This is a genomic window from Afipia sp. GW823-FHT06G09 (assembly GCF_058794875.1).
This window is the reverse complement of sequence record NZ_JBXAHF010000004.1, coordinates 29,952-47,815: the sequence shown is the minus strand read 5'-3', so window position 1 is coordinate 47,815 and position 17,864 is coordinate 29,952. Positions and strand designations below refer to the sequence as shown.

The following is a 17,864-nucleotide window of genomic DNA, read 5'->3' as shown; positions in this document are numbered from 1 at the left end:
CATGTGTCACCACCGCACAAACGCATAACGCCGATGAGGTGAGTGGCACGTACATTGCTGTGTTTTCTCCAAACATGGAGAAAACCGGCATGAGTCTCACCACCGATCTCAAGACAAGCAACGCGCGCTGGATTCAACTGTTGCTGGGCGTCATCGCGATGATGGCGATCTCCAGCCCGCAATATGTCTGGACGCTGTTCGTCAAATCCTTCCAGACCACAACAGGCGCAACGCTTCCCGCGATCCAGATCACCTTCTCGTTGCTGATCGTCCTGCAAACATGGCTGTCGCCAGCACAAGGCTGGCTGATCGACCGTTTCGGACCAAAGCTCCTGATCGCCGCAGGCACCGTTCTGAGCGGACTGGGATGGGTACTCTCGGCCTATGCAACATCGCTGACCGCGCTTTATGCAACCTATGGCTTGTTTTGCGGCATCGGCACCGGCATCGTTTATGTTGGCATCGTCGGCCTGATGGTGCGCTGGTTCCCGGACCGGCGCGGTTTCGCCACGGGGATGGTTGCCGCCGGATATGGCTTCGGCGCTATCCTGACCACGTTCCCGATCGACGCCATGCTGAAGAGTTCGACGTATCAGTCGACGCTGATCACCTTCGGCATCATTCTCGGCGCCGTTGGCCTTCTGGCCGCGCTCGGTTTGCGCAATCCCAAAGCCGGAGAGACCGCGGCAGCGGCGACCTCGATCAAGGTCGCAACCTCGGCCGTCGATTACGAACCGAAGCAGATGTTAAAGACACCGATCTTCTGGCTGATGTTCATCATGATGACGATGATGTCCACCGGCGGGCTGATGGTGATTTCGCAGTTCGCAAATTTCACCAAGGATTTTGGAGTCGCCAATGTGATGGTCTGGGGTCTGGCGGCACTGCCGCTCGCACTCACCATCGATCGCATCACCAATGGACTGACCCGGCCATTCTTCGGCTGGGTGTCGGATCGCATCGGACGTGAGAATACGATGGGCCTCGCGTTTATCTTCGAAGGCATCGCCATCGCATTGATGGTCGCCTTCCGCGACAACGCGCTTGCGTTCGTGCTGCTGTCGGGCATCGTCTTCTTTGGCTGGGGCGAGATCTTCTCGCTGTTCCCCTCCACCCTGACCGACACCTTCGGCACCAAGAACGCGACCACGAATTACGGGTTTCTCTACATGGCCCAGGGCATCGGTTCTGTGCTCGGCGGCCCGGTTGCAGCAATGATCCGTGAATCCACCGGGAGCTGGATGCCGGTCTTCGGCCTGATCATCGTCATGGATGTGCTGACCGGCCTGCTCGCCCTGTTCGTCTTGAAACCATGGCGAATGGCCTGGTTCGGGCACGCCGCACCCGGCATACCTCTGGCTGCCCCCGCCGAATAGGTTTCTTAGCAAATCCACGCCAAAATGCCCGGTGAAAACCGGGCATTTTGCGGTTTGCCAAAAGTGAAGTATTCACTTACATAGAGCGTCGCGTCCATTGCTGGCGCATCAACGCTGGACCATGGATACGACCAATGCTGAATACGCCTCGCTCCCTCCGCGGCATGGTAACCTCGCCGCATCATCTCGCCTCCGAGGCCGGACTGCGCGTGCTGCGCGAAGGCGGCAATGCCATTGAGGCCACTCTGGCGATGGCAGCGAGCCTGCCAGTGGTCTATCCGCACATGAACTCGATCGGCGGTGATGGCTTCTGGCTGATTTCCGCCGGCGGCAAGCCACCGATCGCAGTGGACGGCTGCGGCGCGGCGGCACAAGCCGCAACGGTCGAATTCTACAAGGGCAAGGGCCTGTCGGCTATTCCCCCGCGCGGTCCGCTCGCCGCCAACACCGTTGCAGGCACGCTCTCCGGCTGGGCCGAAGTGATCGCGATCAACAAGGAAATGGGCGGCAAACTCCCCCTCTCCCGGCTGGTTGAAGACGCAGTGTGGTCTGCCGAGAACGGTTTTGCCGTCACCGCGACACAGCAGGAACTGACCGAGACCAAGCTGGCTGAGCTGAAAGACTCGCCGGGCTTTGTCGACACGTTCCTGTTCGATGGCAAGCTTCCGAAGGAAGGCGAGCTTATGAAGCTGCCTGCGCTGGGCGCGACGCTGAAGCGGCTCGGCAAGGACGGCCCGATGGATTTCTACACCGGCGCGCTGGCGAAGGAGATCGCAGCCGATCTGGCGCGCTGCGGCTCGCCGGTCACCCTCGCCGATCTCGCCGCCCACAAGGCGCAGCGCCGTGACGCACTCTCTGTCGCGGTCAAGGATGCGACGCTCTATAATTTTCCGCCGCCGACGCAGGGTCTCGCCTCGCTGATGATCCTTGCGATCTTCGAGCGGCTCGGCATCAAGCAGGCGGAAACCTTCGAATATCTTCACGGCATCGTCGAAGCCACCAAGCAGGCGTTCCTGGTGCGCGACCGCGTTGTCGGCGATCCGGCACTGATGACGGAAAAGGCCGAGCACTATCTGACATCGGAAATTCTGGATGGGCTTGCAGCCAACATCAACCGCAAGCGCGCGCTGCCCTGGCCCGTGCCCGTCAATCCCGGCGATACCGTGTGGCTGGGCGCCATCGACAAGGACGGCATCGCCGTCAGTTTTATCCAGAGCATCTACTTCGAGTTCGGCTCGGGCTGCGTGCTGGAGAATTCCGGCATCGTCTGGCAGAATCGCGGCTCGAGTTTCCTGCTCGATGGCGACGGTCCGCGCTCGCTGCGCCCCGGCCGCAAGCCGTTCCACACCCTCAATCCGGCGATGGCGCTGTTCAACGACGGCCGCCGCATGGTCTACGGCAACATGGGCGGCGAAGGTCAGCCGCAGAGCCAGTCTGCCGTGTTCAGCCGCTACGCCATGTACGGACAGGGCCTGCAGGCGGCGATCACTGCGCCGCGCTGGCTGCTCGGCAAGACATGGGGCGATGCCACGGTGACGCTGAAGCTGGAAGACCGCTTCGATCCGGCGGTGGTACAAGCGATGCGCGACGCTGGCCATGACATCGAGATCCTGCCGGCTTTCACGTCGACTATGGGTCATGCGGGCGCTGTCGTGCGCCATGCTGACGGAATGTTCGAGGGCGCCACCGATCCCCGCAGCGATGGCGCGGCGATGGGATTTTAAGAGTCCGATGAGTCGCTTAAGCGTGGCACCTCATCCTCACGCAAAACATCATGCCAAGATTCAGCCCCGGCGTGAGATTTGAATCGTAACCCGCTCATCGGACTCAGTTTTCGCAACTCCCTCGCCCCGCTCTTGCGGGGAGAGGGTTGGGGTGAGGGCAATCTTTCACAAGCAAAATCTAGAGGTGAAGACAGGCTACCTTCGCCGCAGCGATTTCATCGCGTCGATACAGCGCCCGGTGATAACTTCCCAGTTCCCCGCCTTGACGTCCGATGCCGGGCATAGCCACGACCCGCCGACTGCGATCACATTCGGCTCGGCCAGCCATGTCGCGGCGTTGGCGGCGCTGACCCCGCCAGTCGGGCAGAAGCGTGTGCTGGGAAACGGTCCGGCCAGAGCGCGCAGCATCGGGATGCCGCCGGATTGCTCGGCGGGAAAGAACTTCAGCAGATCGAATCCGCGTGCCCGCGCCTGCATCAGCTCGGATGCGGTGGCGACACCCGGCAACAGCGGAAGGTCGCTCGCCGCCGCGGCGTCGAGCAACTCGGGCGTCGCACCGGGGCTGACGGCGAACCGCGCACCGATTATCTGCGCGCGCCGCAGGTCGTCCGCGCTCAGCACGGTGCCGATCCCGACAACGGCCTCCGGAACCTCGGCAATGATTGCCCTGGCCGCATCGGCCGCCGCGTCGGTGCGGAATGTGATTTCGAGAGTCTTCACGCCGCCCGCCACCAGTGCGCGGGCGAGCGGCACGCCGTCCTCGACACGGGCGATGGTCAGCACCGGAATAATGCGCGCCGGGATCAGGATCTTCTCCAGCGCGGCCTGTCTCTCAGAGCCTGACATGCCCGTCATGACGATCGCTCCATCCCTGCCACGCTGGCCGCCCCGTCAGACGGCATCGCGGCGCGCGGGATGATCGCGCCGCGATGGCCGATCACCACACCCGCCAGCCGATGCCCGGCCCGCGCCGCCTCGACCGGCGTTGCTCCATTCAGCCGCGCAGCAAGATAGGCGGCGGCGAAACTGTCACCCGCCGCCGTGGTGTCCACCACCTTGCCGACCGGCTCCGCCTTCACGCTATGCTCCACGCCATCATGCCTGACAACACTGCCCGGCGTTGCAAGTTTCAGCACAACCTCACGCGCCGCCATCCGGTCGATCAGTTCGCCATGCATCCGCGCTCCGAACAACGGCGTGAGATCATCGACCGACGCAAGCACGATATCGGCGACCGCAAGGACGTCGCGATAGACCTGACGCGCGGTATCCAGCACCGGCCACCCTTGCACGCGGAAATTGGTGTCGAACGCCACCCGGGTGGAACCCCTGCGCGCGTTTCCAAGCGCATCGATCAACCGCTGACGGCCATCGGGGCTATAGAGCGACAGCGTGACACCTGAGAGGTAGATCAGGTCATAACTCGCCAGCGCCGCCAGGATCGCATCGGTCTGCGGCAGATCGAGCAGCATCCGCGCCGCAGCGTTCTCCCGCCAGTAATAGAACGATCGCTCGCCGGTCTCGCTGGTCCTGATCACATAAAGACCCGGCAGCTTGCTATCGACGCGCGCGACATGCGCGGTGCCAACGCCCTCGCCCTTCCAGGCCTCGACCATTTCGTCGCTGAACGGGTCGGTCCCCAGCGCGGTGATGTAGTCCACACTCATGCCAAGACGCGCGAGATACACCGCCGTGTTCAGGGTATCGCCGCCATAACTACGCGTCAGTTGACCACCGGCGCCCTGCGAAAGTTCGATCATGCATTCGCCAATGCAGGCGACAGTTGTCATCGCTGCACCGGCGTTTTGTCAGGACACGAATGAACCGTCGAGTTCGTCTTCAATATGAATGCGAATGATGTCATCGAAGGTCTTTTCGGCCGTGGTGAAACCGAGTTTGAGCGCGCGATCGGTGACGAAATCGCGCGGCCAGCCGGCCACGATGCCGACAATGGTCGGATCCGGCTCGCGCTTGATCCGTGCCGTCACATTCGGCCCTGCCACGCGCGTCAGCGCGGCGATCTGCTCACCAACCGTCACCGAAAGTCCCGGCATGCTGAGCGCCCGGCGCGGACCGATGGTGCCGGTGTCCATGGTCGCGGCATGCAGCAGGAAGCCGACTGCGGAGCGCGGCGATGCGTGCCAGTGGCGCACATCTTCGGACACCGGCAGAACCGCTTCCTTGCCGGCCAGCGGCTCGCGGATGATGTTGGAGAAAAAGCCGGATGCCGCCTTGTTCGGCAGCCCGGGCCGCACACAAATGGTCGGCAGACGGATACTGACGCCGTCGAGCAGGCCCTTGCGGGAGTAGTCGGAAACCAGAAGCTCGCCGATCGCCTTCTGGGTGCCATAGCTCGTCAGCGGTGTGGTGAAGAACTCGTCGCCGATCTTTTCTGGGAATGGCGCACCGAACACCGCAATCGACGACGTAAACACCACGCGCGGTTTGTAGCCGCCGCCAATGGCGCGGATGGCGTCGATCAGATAACGCGTGCCGTCGAGATTGATGCGATAGCCCTTGTCGAAGTCCGCTTCAGCCTCACCCGAGACAATGGCTGCGAGATGGAAAATCACATCCGGTTTTGCCGCCACCAGTTTGGTCACCGCAGCCTGATCCGCGACGTCGCAGGTCACCGTCTCGACGGGAATGGAGGTATTCGGCTTTGCCGGGGCGACAACGTCCTGCAACGTCATGCGGGTGATGTCGGACTTTCCGAGCCTGCCGTCGCGGAGCAACCGATCGACAAGTTTGCGCCCGACCATGCCGGCCGCGCCGAGAACCAGAATATGCAAAGCCTTCGCCCTTCTTTGGAGTCTCTTCTTGATGTCGAAGTCTATTCCTTGACCGCGCCGGTCATGGCGGACACGTAGTGCTCCACGAAGAACGCGTAAAGAATGACCAGCGGCAGTGAGCCGACCAGCGCGCCTGCCATCAACGATCCCCATTTATAAATATCGCCGTCGACGAATTCGTTCACGATGGCAACGGGCACCGTCTTGTTCTGCGTCGAGGACAGGAAAGTCAGCGCGTAGATGAACTCGTTCCAGCAGAGCGTGAACGAGAAGATGAAAGCCGAGATCAGCCCGGGCACCGCAAGCGGCAGCACGATCTTGGTCAGGATCTGCCAGCGGCTGGCGCCGTCGATCAGCGCACACTCCTCCAGCTCATACGGAATGGTCTTGAAGTAACCCATCAGGAGCCAGGTTGAGAACGGAATCAGCAGTGTCGGATACACCAGGATCAGCGACAGCGGGGAATCGAACAGTCCGTAGGAGTGGATCACCGACGCCAGCGGAATGAACAGGATCGACGGCGGGATGAGATACGCCAGGAAGATCGAGGCGCTGACGACATTGGCGCCCTTGAAGCGGAGGCGAACGATGGCATAGGCCGCCAGCACGCTGGCGACAATCGAGATGAACGTCGCCGCAGCAGCGACATACATCGTGTTCCACAGCCAGCGCGGATACTGCGTCTCGAACAGCAGCTTCTGGATATGCTTCAAGGTCGGCTTCACAACCCAGAACGGGTTGTAAGTCTCCATATCGATCAACTGTTCATCGGGTTTGATCGAGGTCAGCGCCATCCAGTAAAACGGAAACAGCAAGATGACGACCATGATGAACAGCGGAATGTAGAGCGTCACGATTTTGCTGGGCAGTGTCTCGAGATAGCTCATGCCCTCGCTGTTGTCGGTCGACGACTGCGCTGTCGCGGCTGGCCGATGTGCTGCGTGATCGGTCATTGTCAGATCCTTGCTGCCATTTGCGCCATGCGCGCGCGGGGCTTGCCCCGACCGCGCAAAACCAAAGGCTTCAGCGGCGCGACGTCATCAGTCATTGTCGGACCCCTGCTGCCATTTGCGCCGCTGCATGCCGAACCACGAGATGGTAATGGCCGCGAGCAGGAACGGAATCATTGCGGTTGCGATCGCCGCGCCCTCGCCGAGCCGGCCGCTGAGAATACCGCGCTGATAACTCAACGTCGCCATCAGATGCGTGGCGTTGACCGGGCCGCCGCGGGTCAGCGCCCAGATCAACTGGAAATCGGTGAAGGTGAACAGCACCGAGAATGTCATGACAACTGCGATGATCGGCGTCAGCAGCGGATAGGTGATATAGCGGAAACGCTGCCAGTTGGTCGCGCCGTCGAGAGTCGCGGCCTCATAGAGCGATGGTGACACCGTCTGCAAACCTGCGAGCAGCGTAATGGCGACGAACGGCACGCCGCGCCAGATATTGGCGATGATGACACTCACACGCGCCCAGGTGGAGTCGCCCAGAAAATTGATGTTTTGATGGATCAAGCCCATCTTGGTGAGCGACCAGGAAATAATCGAGAATTGCGAGTCGTAGATCCACCAGAATGCGATCGCGGACAAAACTGTGGGCACGATGAACGGGATCAGGACGGCGGCGCGGATCAGCGCCTTGAACGGCATGCTGCGGTTAAGCAGCAGCGCAAGATAAAGTCCGAGCGCGAATTTGATGGCGCTGGCGACGATCGTGTAGACCAGCGTGTTGAACACCGACAGCCAGAAGACGCCGTCCTCCCACAACCATTCATAGTTCTCGATACCGATGAACTGTCCGGCGCGGCCGATGCGAACATCGGTGAAACTCATCCAGATGCCGAGACCGAGCGGATAAGCCAGAAACAGGATCAGGAAGCCCGCCGCCGGCAACATGAACCACAGTGCGATCCAGTTGCGGTTCGTCACAAGACGCTGCCAAGCGGATTGCGAGCTGACATACGGCTTGGCGGAGACGGTTGCTGGAATCGTGGTCATGGTTCCAAACCCTTGTCGCGCATTCCGCAAAAGTGGAAACCAGTTTAGCGGACAGGATACGCGCAGATGGCCGATCGATAAAGCGCCGGCGCGAAGGTTCCGCGCCGGCGATGTTCCATTTATCAGCGGTAGAGCCGCTTGGCCTGACGCTCGGCGAAGGCGATCGAGCCCTTCGCGTCTTCACGGCCGGTGCAGTAGTTCGCGAACATGTCGACGACCAGGAAGTCCGCGATCGCCGCTGCGGCGTTCTCTCCGAGCGTACCAAGACCACCCGGCGTCAGGGTGCGCTTGGCGACGTCACGGTACACCGTGTTCTTCGGATCCGACGTCCAGACAGGATTGTTGTCGTAGCCATTGAGGAATGGCGACAGATAGCCTGACGCAGACGTCAGCCACGGATTGAACTGGTCGGCCTCCATCATGAACGCGGTCAGCGCCTTGCACGCCTGCGGGAACTTCGTGAAGTTGAAGGTCAGCATCGTGAATGGCAGATGCAGTTCGGTCGGCTTGCCGGCCGGGCCGATCGGCATGTAAGCATGATTCATGTCTTCGGCGATGTTCTTCGCCTCGCGCTTGGCGGTGACATAAACCGAGATGCCGTTGCAGGTCGCGTGCAACTGGCCGGCAAGGAACGCCTTGTTGTTCGACGAGTCGTTCCACGAGGCCGTGCCGGGAATGAATTCGCCGTAGAGCGCCTTGACGTATTCCAGCGCCTTCATCGTCTCGGGCGAGTTGATGATGACCTTGTCGTTCTTGTCGACGAGATAGCCGCCATGGGTCCACAGCGCCCAGTGCAGCCAGGTGTTGGCGTCGCCCGAAGCGTGGCCGAGGGCCATGCCTGCCGGGGTGCCGTTCTTGTTGAGAGCCTTGCACAGTTCGAGGAAACCCGCCGTGTCCTTCGGGAACTCCTTGAAGCCGGCCTTCTCCATCGAGCTGATACGATAGTTCATCAGCGCGCCGGTGCAGGCGACCGGGATACCGATCCACTTGCCGTTCTTGTCCTTCCCGTAGGCATTGGCCGAGTCGGCCCAGCCGCCGTACTTCTTGCCGAGATAGTCGGCAACGTCGCTCACGTCGACACACTTCGTCGGCAACAGGTGCGGCAGCGAATACAGGCCCCAGACCATGTCGAGGCCCTGCCCGGTGTTGGCCGCGACCGAAGCCTTCGGCTGAATGTCGTCGTAGGATTCGTTGGAAACGTTGACCTCGACGCCCGTGGCCTTGGTGAAGGCTGCGATGATGTCCATGAAGGCCTTGTCCTCGGCCTCAACGAACCGCTTCCAGCGCAGCAGGTTGATCTTGGCGCCGGCTTCAGGCTTCCACTGCGTGGTCTGCGCCCAGGCCTTGGCAAAGCCGAGCAGCTGATCCGCCGAAACCGTCGCCGCGCCGGCGAGCACCGATGCGCCACCTTTGAGCAGCGAACGGCGATTTGGCATAAATTTATCCATAAGCTTCGTCTCCCTGTTGTACCGGCTCTTGGTTGTGACGGCCGGCTGTTGGCTATGATTTTAGTGAAACGCGATTGCTAGTTGATCAGACGCTTTCCGGTCTCCTTGTCGAAGACATGCGCTGCAGCCGGATTCGGCCGCAGTCTGACCTTGTCGCCCGGCTTCACCGGACGGCGGTCGCGAATGACGGCGATCAGATCCTGCTGGCCGATGCGTGCAACGATCTGGGTTTCCGACCCGGTCGGCTCGACCACAATCACATCGGCCTCGATCCCGTCATCCGCGAATTCAAGATGCTCGGGACGGATGCCGTAGGTCACCGGCTTGCCGTCGAGACCGGTGCGCGACGCCGCCAGCGGCAGCTTCGCGCCGTTCGCCGTCTCGACATGCGGCGTGTTGCTGCCGACCAGCTTGCCGTCGAGGAAATTCATCGCGGGCGAGCCGATGAAACCCGCGACGAACTTGTTGTCCGGATGATCGTAGAGTTCGAGCGGCGATCCCATCTGCTCGACAATGCCGTCGTGCATGACAACGATCTTGTCGGCCATGGTCATGGCTTCGATCTGATCGTGGGTGACGTAGACCGTCGTCGTCTTCAGCCGCTGATGCAGTTCCTTGATCTCGGTGCGCATGGCGACGCGCAGCTTGGCGTCCAGATTGGACAACGGCTCGTCGAACAGAAATACCTGGGGATCGCGCACAATGGCCCGGCCCATGGCGACGCGCTGGCGCTGACCGCCGGACAACTGCCTCGGATAGCGGTCGAGCAGCGGCGTCAGCGCGAGAATATCGGCCGCGCGGCGCACCAGCTTGTCGATCTCGTCCTGCGGCGCGTCGCGCAGCTTGAGCGAAAAGCCCATGTTCTTGGCGACGGTCATATGCGGATAGAGCGCATAGTTCTGGAACACCATGGCGATGTCCCGTTCTTTCGGCTGCACGTCGTTGACCACACGGTCGCCGATCGAGATCGTTCCGGAGGTGATGTTCTCCAGACCCGCCAGCATTCGCAGCAAGGTCGACTTGCCGCAGCCGGAGGGACCGACCAGAACGACGAACTGCCCGTCCTCAATCGGAACCGTCACGCCGTGCAGAACTTCAAATCCGCCAAACGATTTCCGCACGTCGTGAATGTGCACTGACGCCATAAACTCTCCTCCCTGTCGTCCCGGCGTCGTCCGGCGAAAGCCGTCGCTGCTCTGTTTTTCTGAACTTCGATGCTTGGAAGTTGCCGAACGTATTCTCTGCGGTTTGCCCGTTCTTGCTATTAGACGGAGGTCTTAGCAGAGATTTTCGGCTTTGTCCCAAAGATCGGATGTTTGAGCCGCGAGCGTTGCAGATGCCGCTTCGACATGCAAACATTACCGACGCCGACACACGCGTTGTGTGCAGTGCGGGAGAAATCTTGTGAAAAAAAATGATGATAACGCCGCAACAAAAAACGGCGGGACGCGCAAACTCCGGTCCCAGCTCTGGTTCGACAATCCCGATAATCCGGGAATGACGGCCCTCTATCTCGAGCGGTATCTGAATTACGGGCTGACACGGCACGAACTGCAATCCGGCAAACCGATCATCGGCATCGCCCAGACCGGCAACGATCTGTCGCCCTGCAACCGCCATCATATCGAGTTGGCCCAGCGCGTGCGCGAGGGCATCCGCGAGGCCGGCGGCATCGCGATGGAATTTCCGACCCACCCCATTCAGGAAACGGGCAAGCGGCCGACTGCGGCGCTGGACCGCAACCTCGCCTATCTCGGCCTGGTCGAAATCCTGTTCGGCTATCCGCTGGATGGCGTGGTGCTGACCACGGGCTGCGACAAGACCACGCCTGCCTGCATGATGGCGGCTGCGACCGTGAACATTCCCGCGATCGTCCTTTCGGGCGGGCCGATGCTGAATGGCTGGTTCAATGGCGAGCGGACCGGTTCCGGCACCGTAGTCTGGAAATCGCGCGAGGAAATGGCCGCCGGCAAGATCGATTATGACGAGTTCATGGAGATCGTGGCCTCAAGCGCGCCCTCCGTCGGCCACTGCAACACCATGGGCACCGCCTCAACCATGAATTCTCTTGCCGAGGCGCTCGGGTTTTCGCTCCCCGGCTGCGCAGCCATCCCGGCGCCTTATCGCGAACGTGGCCAGATCGCGTATGAGACCGGCAAGCGCGCCGTTGAAATGGTGTGGGAGGATCTGAAGCCGTCCGACTTCCTGACCCGGAAGGCATTCGAGAACTGCATCGTGGTGAACTCGGCCATCGGCGGCTCCACCAATGCTCCGATCCACATCAACGCCCTCGCCCGTCACATCGGCGTGGATCTCTCGATCGAGGACTGGCAGACCATCGGCCACGATGTGCCGCTGCTGGTGAATATGCAGCCCGCCGGCTTCTACCTCGGCGAGGAGTATCACCGCGCCGGCGGCGTCCCCTCCGTGGTGCGCGAACTGATGAAACACAAGCGCATCCACGAGGACGCGCTCACCGTCAACGGCAAGACCATGGGCGAGAACTGCAAGGATGCGACCGCTCCGGACAGCGACGTGATCCGTACGTATGACAAGCCATTGGTGAAGGACGCCGGCTTTATCGTCCTGCGCGGCAACCTGTTCGATTCCGCGATCATGAAGACCAGCGTGATCTCGAAGGAATTCCGCGACCGTTATCTGTCCAATCCGAAAGACCCGGAGGCTTTCGAGGGCCGCGCCATCGTGTTCGAGGGGCCGGAGGACTATCACCACCGGATTGACGATCCGTCGCTCAACATCGACGAGCACTGCATGCTGTTCGTGCGCGGCGTCGGGCCGATCGGCTATCCCGGCGGCGCGGAGGTCGTGAACATGCAGCCGCCCGCGGCGCTGATCAAGAAGGGCATCACGTCGCTGCCCTGCATCGGCGACGGACGGCAATCGGGCACATCGGGCTCCCCGTCGATCCTCAATGCCTCGCCGGAGGCGGCCGCCAATGGCGGGCTTGCGATCCTCAAAACCGGCGACCGGGTACGCATCGACCTCAACAAGGGCGAAGCTAACATCCTGATCTCCGACGCCGAGGTGAAGAAACGTCACGCCGACCTGATGGCCAGCGGTGGTTTCAAGTATCCAAAGAACCAGACGCCATGGCAGGAGCTTTATCGCGACACCGTCGGCCAGCAGGCCACCGGCGCGTGCCTCGAACTCGCAACCCGCTATCGCAACATCGCCGGCACCATCGGCGTCGCGCGCGACAATCATTGAACCTCGCAATGTCATTGCGAGCGAAGCGAAGCAATCCACCTTAGGTAAAAAATGGATTGCTTCGTCGCTCTGCTCCTCGCAATGACAATCTGAAACGATGGTCACAGGACAGGGAATCGTTACATGTCTGATCGGCTGAAAGGCAAGCGTGCCTTCATCACCGCGGGCGCAGCCGGCATCGGCCGCGCCTGCGCTCTCGCCTTCACCCGCGAAGGCGCGACCGTGATCGCGACCGACGTTGACGAAGCCGGTCTCGCTTCTCTGAAGAAAGAGGGCATCGCCGAGGTCCATAAGCTCGACGTCCGCGACACCGCGGCTGTGAATGCGATGGCATCGAAAGCCGGCAAGGTCGACATCCTGCTCAACGCGGCGGGCTTCGTTCACAACGGCACCGTGCTGGACTGCTCCGATGGCGACTGGGACTTCTCGTTCGACCTCAACGTCAAGTCGATGCACCGGACCATCAAGGCGTTCCTGCCCTCGATGCTGGAGAACGGCGGCGGCTCGATCGTGAACATCGCGTCGGCTGCCGGCGTGTTCAAGGCCGCGCCGAACCGCTATGTCTACAGCGCCACCAAGGCCGCCGTGGCCGCCCTGACCCGCGCCGTCGCGGTCGATTTCATCACCAAGGGCATCCGCTGCAACAGCATTTGCCCCGGCACGATCGAAACGCCATCGATGCTGGGCCGGGCCGCTGCGCTGGGAGCCGGCGGGCGTGACATGTTCGTCAGCCGCCAGCCGATGGGCCGCCTCGGCACGGCCGACGAAATCGCATCACTTGCGGTCTATCTCGCCAGCGACGAAAGCGCCTTCACGACGGGCGTCGCACACATCATCGACGGCGGCTGGACGCTGTGATTTCGACGCTCCACCAAAAGCGGAATAGGGTGAGTTATTCACCTCTCCCGTGGGGAGAGGTCGGATTGCGAAGCAATCCGGGTGAGGGCGTAGAATCTCTCGATAGATTTAGTGCCCCTCTCCCCATCAGGGAGAGGGAGCAGTCCGCAGTTGCCGCAGCAATATCCTCGTAAGAAACCTCGGGAGAGCCACCGTGAACAAGATCGACCTCAACGGACGGTTCGCCGTCGTCACCGGCGGCGCGCAGGGCTTTGGCCGCGCCATCACCGAACGCTTCGCCGCCTCCGGCGCTAAGGTCGCGATCTGGGATTTCGACCAGGCTTTGGCCGAGAAAACCGCCAAAGAGATCGGCGCCGCAGTGACCGTGCTCAAGGTCGATGTCACCGATCCCGCCGCGGTCGAAGCGGCGAAGGATGCCACGCTGAAAGCGTTTGGCCGTATCGACATTCTTGTGAACAACGCAGGCATTGCGGGCGTCAACAAGACCGTTGCCGATCTGTCCTATGACGAATGGCGGCAGGTGATGAAGATCAACCTGGATGGCCCTTTCCTCTGCTGCAAGGCCATCGTGCCGGTGATGCTGAAACACAATTACGGGCGGATCGTGAACATCGCGTCCATCGCAGGCAAGGAAGGCAACCCCAACGCCTCGCACTACTCGGCCTCGAAGGCCGGTGTGATCGCGCTGACCAAATCGCTCGGCAAGGAACTGGCGGGCACCGATATCGCCGTGAACGCCGTGACACCCGCCGCCGCAAAGACCGCGATCTTCGACCAGATGACGCAGCAGCACATCGACTTCATGCTGTCGAAGATTCCGCGCGGGCGATTCCTGAAGGTGGAAGAACTGGCCTCGCTCGTGGCATGGATGGCGTCCGAAGAATGCCTCTACACAACCGGCGCGGTATTCGACATTTCCGGCGGCCGCGCGACGTATTGATCCGATCCAAACCGGATCATTTAACCGTCACGGTGATCTTCTTCGAGACAACCGGAGGATCGAAGGGATAGTGCTTGGCGTCGCCGAGCACGAGTTGAAGCGTGTGCTTCCCGGGAGGCAATTCGATGCGCGACTCGGTCTGTCCCGCGCCGAAATGAAGATGGGACTTGTCCTGCGGGATCGGCTCCTTGGGGTCGAGCGGTTCGTTCACATCGATCAGCAGATGATGGTGCCCGGCGTTGGCAAAGTTGTCGCCGGCGTGGGTAACGCCCATGTTGCGCAAACCGAAGCGGCACCAGAACGCCCCCTTGATCGTCGCACCATCCTGCGGCCAGACGAAATAGAGATACGCATCCTTGCCTGCCGGTGTTCCCTGGGCGTGAACGGCAAACGGCAGCAGCGACAGCGCCGCCGACAGCGCGATGGTCCTGATGATCGCCATAACGCCTCCTAACGGGAAAGAGCAACGCGGAAGCCGTGGGTGGGATAGCGCACGCCGACGTCATATCGGTCCCGGCTCGCCGGCCGGGCGGAACGCATATCGTTGCGCCACGAACCTGAGCGGATCACGCGCGAGGAACAATCGCCGTCACTGACCCAGGCCGAGCCGTCGGACGGCGCACCCTGATAGTTCTTGTGCCAGCAGTCCTCGACCCACTGATCGACGCCGCCGCCCATATCATGGAGTCCAAACGGATTCGCCTTGAGGCTGCCGACCTTCATCGGCTGCTCGACAGCCGCACCCTCGATGCAGTTTTTGCAGTTGACCATACCGGGCCGGAACTGATCGCCCCACCAGTATCGTGTCTGGGTGCCGCCGCGCGCGGCATATTCCCACTCCGCTTCGCTCGGAAGACGATAGGTCTTTCCCGTCATTTGCGTGAGCCATGCGACAAACTGCCTGGCATCGTTCCAGTTCACGTCCGTCACGGGTGCGTCTTCCTTGTCCACGGCCACAAACCCGCACGCCTTGGCCGCCGTGCATTCGTTCCATTCCCTCACCGTCACGGGATATTTGCCAATCGCGAATGGCTTGATCGCCACCTGATGAACCGGCTTTTCGGTGATGTCGTCATTGCTGCCCATGGCGAAACTGCCTCCGGGAAGCGAAATCATTTCAGGCTCCTTGATCGGTTGCAGCGAAGGCTGCTGCTTCGTCGCGGGCGCAGCTGCCGTGGTTGGCGCCTTTGGTGCGGCCTGAGGGGCAATCGGCGGCGGCGCCGTCTTTGCGACATCGACCGGAGATGGAGATGCCGCAGGCGACGGGCGGGCGAGCTGGCTCTCCGGCCTGACCAAAAGATACCAAAGCGCCCCGCCCGCAACAGCCAGGAGAAGCAAAGTGGCGGCAGCAAGCAATGCAATCACCAATCTGGTCCGGCCTGTCGATATCGCGGACGGATCGGGAAGAACCCGATACACCCGCACCGGGTCCGTAATGTTCTTGACCTGGCGGTCGCCGAGCGACTGATAGCCGCAAACGAGCTTGTGCTTGATCTGTTCGTAGATGCCGCCGGAAATATAGATCTGTCCCGGTGCAGCTATTCCTTCGAGGCGTGCGGCCACGTTCACGCCATCCCCATAAACATCATCGTCCTCGATAATGACGTCGCCAAGGTTGACCCCGATGCGGTAAACGATCCAGTGCTCGCGGGGCAGCGACGCATTGCGGCCGACCATGCTTTGCTGAATCACGATGCCGCACCGGACGGCTTCCACCGGGCTGTCGAAGATTGCGAGAAATCCATCGCCCGTTGTCTTGACCAGCCTGCCATGATGTTCCGCGATGGTCGGCTCGATCAGATCGCGTTCAATCCGCTTGACGCGCGCATAAGTCCCGTCTTCATCCATCTGCATCAGGCGGCTGTAACCCGAGATATCGCCTGCGATGATGGCCGCGAGACGGCGCGACGACGCATCGTGCGAAGACCCTCCGTCGTTGCTCGAATGGATATGATGGATTTCGCCGCGCATGATCAGCGCCTCGCCATCGGAACACGCAACTTTCACGGCGGCGAATGATGTTTCGCCGCTTGGCATCAAGCAGGCGCGAAAGCTACGCCGGACAGCTTGTTCCGACAATCACCTGAAAGATATTCGGCTCGGTTCCCGATAGGTCAGACTGACTGCCGGATAAGGCCGAGGTTCGCGAACTGCTCTAGTCCGGATCCGATTCGTGACCGTGCAGATAGCCCTTGACCTTGGGGTCCGGCATCAGGATCGCAGCGAAGAACGCGATGCCGCACAGAATGGTCACGTACCAGAAGAAGCTCGACTCGATGCCGTGATCCTTGAACCACAACGCGACGTACTCCGCAGAGCCGCCGAACAGCGCATTCGCGATGGCATAGGCGAAGCCGACGCTGAGCGCCCTCACCTCCGGTGGAAACATCTCCGCTTTCACGACGCCGCTGATCGAGGTGTAAAGCGACACGATCGCCAGTGCTAGGACGATCAGGACATACGCCATGTACGGACTGGTGACGCCGCCGATCGCGTACATCAGCGGCACAACACACAGCGTCGCCAGCAATCCGAATATCCGCATCTGCGTACGGCGACCGATCCTGTCCGACAACGCACCGAACGGCGGCTGCATGATCATGTAGGTGAAAAGAACCGCGCTCATGACGATGTTCACCGTACGGTGATCCATATGCGCCGAGTTCACCAGATACTTCTGCATATAAGTGGTGAACGTATAGAAGATCAGCGATCCGCCCGCCGTATAGCCGAGCACCAGCAGGAACGGCTTCAGGTGATGGGTGAATATGTTGCGCAGGGTGCCCGCGCCCTCCTGCGAGCGGCTCTTTTCGGACGACGTCTCGTGCAGTGACATCCGCAAATAAAGTGCGACGATGGCACAGAGCGCGCCGATCAGGAACGGAATACGCCAGCCCCACGCGCGCAATTCCGCATCCGTCATCGAAAGCTGAACGACGAGCACGACGAGCGATGCCAGAAGCTGCCCGCCGATCAGAGTGACATATTGGAACGATGCGTAGAAACCGCGTTTGCCCGGAAGCGAGACCTCGCTCATGTAGGTCGCGGTGGTGCCATATTCGCCGCCGACCGAAAGTCCCTGCACCATGCGGGCCAGCAACAGCAGGATCGGCGCCGCGACGCCAATAGTGTCATGGGTCGGCAGCAGGCCGATGGCGAGCGAGCCTCCGCACATCATCAAGATGGATGTGACCATCGAGGTCTTGCGGCCGTATCTGTCGGCGATGGTGCCGAAAATATATCCGCCGATCGGCCGCATCAGAAAGCCGATGGCGAACACCGCAGCGGTTTGCAGCAGTTGCGTGGTCTGGTTGCCGGCGGGAAAGAACGCGTGCGCGAAATAGAGCGCCGTGAATGCGTAAGCGTAGAAATCGTACCATTCGACGAGATTGCCCGATGAACTTCCGACAATGGCCCAGATTCTCCTGCGGCGGTCGGCGTGCTGTTCCGCCGTCAGTGTCATGGTGCTCATCGCTTTCTCCCCTTCGGTGAATGGTTCAA

At 61.3% G+C, this 17,864-nt stretch carries 15 protein-coding genes; 5 read left to right on the top strand and 10 right to left on the bottom strand.

Annotated elements, in window-relative coordinates; translation table 11 throughout:
• Window positions 1–89 precede the first annotated feature (89 nt).
• Complete coding sequence (gene oxlT, locus AC1Q67_RS17085; protein ID WP_024573903.1) at window positions 90–1,376, top strand: oxalate/formate MFS antiporter; 1,287 nt, start codon at window positions 90–92, stop codon at window positions 1,374–1,376.
• 134 nt (window positions 1,377–1,510) lie between these two features.
• Window positions 1,511–3,100, top strand: coding sequence for a gamma-glutamyltransferase family protein (locus tag AC1Q67_RS17080; RefSeq protein WP_492237116.1), 1,590 nt, complete (start codon window positions 1,511–1,513; stop codon window positions 3,098–3,100).
• Between the two features lie 195 nt (window positions 3,101–3,295).
• On the opposite strand, the gene eda is transcribed toward AC1Q67_RS17080, so the two are convergent.
• The 7 genes from eda to AC1Q67_RS17045 all read right to left on the bottom strand — a co-directional run bounded on the left by eda (window position 3,296) and on the right by AC1Q67_RS17045 (window position 10,482).
• Window positions 3,296–3,955, bottom strand: a complete 660-nt coding sequence (gene eda, locus AC1Q67_RS17075) for a bifunctional 4-hydroxy-2-oxoglutarate aldolase/2-dehydro-3-deoxy-phosphogluconate aldolase (RefSeq protein WP_034461840.1) — start codon at window positions 3,953–3,955, stop codon at window positions 3,296–3,298.
• Complete coding sequence (locus AC1Q67_RS17070) at window positions 3,952–4,890, bottom strand: sugar kinase (protein WP_492237117.1); 939 nt, start codon at window positions 4,888–4,890, stop codon at window positions 3,952–3,954. Before AC1Q67_RS17070 ends, eda begins: the two co-directional genes overlap by 4 nt.
• An 18-nt stretch (window positions 4,891–4,908) precedes the next feature.
• Window positions 4,909–5,892, bottom strand: a complete 984-nt coding sequence (denD, locus tag AC1Q67_RS17065; RefSeq protein WP_492237118.1) for a D-erythronate dehydrogenase — start codon at window positions 5,890–5,892, stop codon at window positions 4,909–4,911.
• A gap of 41 nt (window positions 5,893–5,933) precedes the next feature.
• On the bottom strand, window positions 5,934–6,845 hold the full coding sequence (locus tag AC1Q67_RS17060) for a carbohydrate ABC transporter permease (RefSeq protein WP_492237119.1): 912 nt from the start codon (window positions 6,843–6,845) through the stop codon (window positions 5,934–5,936).
• Between the two features lie 87 nt (window positions 6,846–6,932).
• Window positions 6,933–7,889: a carbohydrate ABC transporter permease gene (locus AC1Q67_RS17055; RefSeq protein ID WP_492237120.1), complete on the bottom strand. Its 957-nt coding sequence runs from the start codon at window positions 7,887–7,889 to the stop codon at window positions 6,933–6,935.
• Window positions 7,890–8,011: 122 nt separating this feature from the next.
• Window positions 8,012–9,337, bottom strand: a complete 1,326-nt coding sequence (locus AC1Q67_RS17050) for an ABC transporter substrate-binding protein (RefSeq protein ID WP_024573896.1) — start codon at window positions 9,335–9,337, stop codon at window positions 8,012–8,014.
• Between the two features lie 77 nt (window positions 9,338–9,414).
• Entirely contained in the window at window positions 9,415–10,482 is a 1,068-nt protein-coding gene (locus AC1Q67_RS17045) for an ABC transporter ATP-binding protein (protein WP_024573895.1), read from the bottom strand.
• Window positions 10,483–10,741: 259 nt separating this feature from the next.
• Between AC1Q67_RS17045 and AC1Q67_RS17040 the strand changes: the two genes are divergently transcribed.
• The 3 genes from AC1Q67_RS17040 (at window position 10,742) to AC1Q67_RS17030 (ending at window position 14,363) form a co-directional block, all read left to right on the top strand.
• Window positions 10,742–12,565: an IlvD/Edd family dehydratase gene (locus tag AC1Q67_RS17040; protein ID WP_492237121.1), complete on the top strand. Its 1,824-nt coding sequence runs from the start codon at window positions 10,742–10,744 to the stop codon at window positions 12,563–12,565.
• A 123-nt stretch (window positions 12,566–12,688) separates the two neighbouring features.
• The gene (locus AC1Q67_RS17035) at window positions 12,689–13,423 is read left to right on the top strand and encodes an SDR family oxidoreductase (protein ID WP_492237122.1); all 735 of its coding nucleotides are present in this window, start codon (window positions 12,689–12,691) and stop codon (window positions 13,421–13,423) included.
• A gap of 193 nt (window positions 13,424–13,616) precedes the next feature.
• A complete protein-coding gene (locus tag AC1Q67_RS17030; protein WP_492237123.1) occupies window positions 13,617–14,363 on the top strand; it encodes an SDR family NAD(P)-dependent oxidoreductase in 747 nt (248 codons plus the stop codon).
• A 16-nt stretch (window positions 14,364–14,379) separates the two neighbouring features.
• Here AC1Q67_RS17030 and AC1Q67_RS17025 read toward each other — a convergent pair whose 3' ends face one another.
• From AC1Q67_RS17025 to AC1Q67_RS17015, 3 genes are all read right to left on the bottom strand, one after another.
• A complete protein-coding gene (locus AC1Q67_RS17025; protein WP_492237124.1) occupies window positions 14,380–14,805 on the bottom strand; it encodes a DUF4399 domain-containing protein in 426 nt (141 codons plus the stop codon).
• 8 nt (window positions 14,806–14,813) lie between these two features.
• On the bottom strand, window positions 14,814–16,334 hold the full coding sequence (locus tag AC1Q67_RS17020) for an SUMF1/EgtB/PvdO family nonheme iron enzyme (RefSeq protein ID WP_492237125.1): 1,521 nt from the start codon (window positions 16,332–16,334) through the stop codon (window positions 14,814–14,816).
• A gap of 184 nt (window positions 16,335–16,518) precedes the next feature.
• Complete coding sequence (locus AC1Q67_RS17015) at window positions 16,519–17,835, bottom strand: MFS family transporter (RefSeq protein ID WP_492237126.1); 1,317 nt, start codon at window positions 17,833–17,835, stop codon at window positions 16,519–16,521.
• Between the last annotated feature and the right edge of the window lie 29 nt (window positions 17,836–17,864).